Annotated in this window: 2 protein-coding genes; both read right to left on the reverse strand. The window is 69.5% G+C overall.

Features of this window, described 5'->3' with window-relative positions; all coding sequences use genetic code 11:
• On the reverse strand, positions 1-836 hold an 836-nt coding region (locus AC2VOP_RS11285; protein WP_486961046.1), incomplete at its 3' end, for a glycerol-3-phosphate dehydrogenase/oxidase.
• 74 nt (positions 837-910) lie between these two features.
• Positions 911-1,411: NAD(P)/FAD-dependent oxidoreductase (locus AC2VOP_RS11290; RefSeq protein WP_486961047.1), on the reverse strand; the 501-nt coding region annotated here is incomplete at its 5' end.

A 1,411-nucleotide genomic window follows, 5' to 3' on the forward strand; every position in this document is an offset into this window, starting at 1 on the left:
CGCTCGGTGCGCAAGATGATCGCGACCTCGCTGACGATCCGGTCCCGCGGCACCACCACGTGCACCCCCTTGGACGCACGCACGTGAAACCGGCCGCGCTGCTTGGACAGTGCCTGTATTTCGTCGGTCCACACCCCAGTCGCATTGACCACCACGTGACCGCGGACTTCGGTGATGCTGCCGTCCTCGGAGTCGCGCACCTGCACACCGGTCACCCGGTCGCCCTCCCGCAGCAGCGCCACCACCTGGGTGGAGGATCGCACCACGGCGCCGTAGTGCGCCGCGGTGCGCGCCACCGTCACGGTGTGCCGGGCATCGTCGACGACGGTGTCGTAATAGCGGATGCCGCCGATCAACGAGCTGCGCTTCAGGCCGGGAGAAAGCCGCAGTGCACCGGCGCGGGTCAAATGTCTTTGCGCTGGAACAGATTTCGCCCCGCCCATCTGGTCGTAGAGAAATATGCCGGCGGCCACATAGGGACGTTCCCACCACCGCCGTGTCAGCGGGTACAAAAACGCCAGCGGCTTGACCAGGTGCGGCGCCAACGTGGTCAGCGACAGCTCACGCTCGTGCAGCGCCTCGCGGACCAGCCCGAACTCCAGTTGCTCAAGGTAGCGCAGCCCGCCGTGGAACATCTTCGACGAGCGGCTGGAGGTGCCGGCTGCGAAATCGCGGGCCTCGACCAGCGCCACCCGCAGCCCGCGAGTGGCGGCGTCCAGCGCGCACCCGGCGCCCACCACCCCGCCGCCGACGACCACCACGTCGAACTGCTCGGCGCCGAGCCGCTCCCAGGCCGACGCGCGTTGGGCAGGCCCCAGCGGGATCGGGTCGCTCACGGGCGGCGCTCCTGTCGGTTACTCGTCGCTGACGACACTGCCTGTCCCAGGCTACGTGGCGGTCAGTCCAGGCCTTAGTCCAAGTCGTCGTGGGCCATCAACCGCCGACCGGCCTCGGTGAGCGAACCCGACAGCGACGGGTAGACGGCGAGGGTCTGCGCGAGGTCGGCGACGGTGATGGTGTTCTGCACCGCCAGGGCGATCGGCAGGATCAACTCGGAGGCGATCGGCGCCACCACCACACCACCGATCACCGTCCCGGTGGCCGGTCGGCAGAACAGCTTGAGAAAGCCGTGCCGCATCCCCGACATCTTGGCCCGCGCATTAGTCTGCAACGGCAACATGACGGTGCGGGCCGGCACCGTTCCGTCGTCGATCGCCTGCTGCGGCACTCCGACCGCGGCGATCTCGGGCCGGGTGAAGACGGCCGCCGCCACGGTCCGCAGCCGGATCGGGCTCACCGCCTCTCCCAGCGCGTGATACATCGCGATCCGGCCCTGCATCGCGGCGACCGACGCCAGCGGCAGCAGGCCGGTGCAGTCACCGGCGGCGTAGATCCCGGGCACCGACGTTCG

It is taken from the genome of Mycobacterium sp. TH-M106 (genome assembly GCF_057473765.1).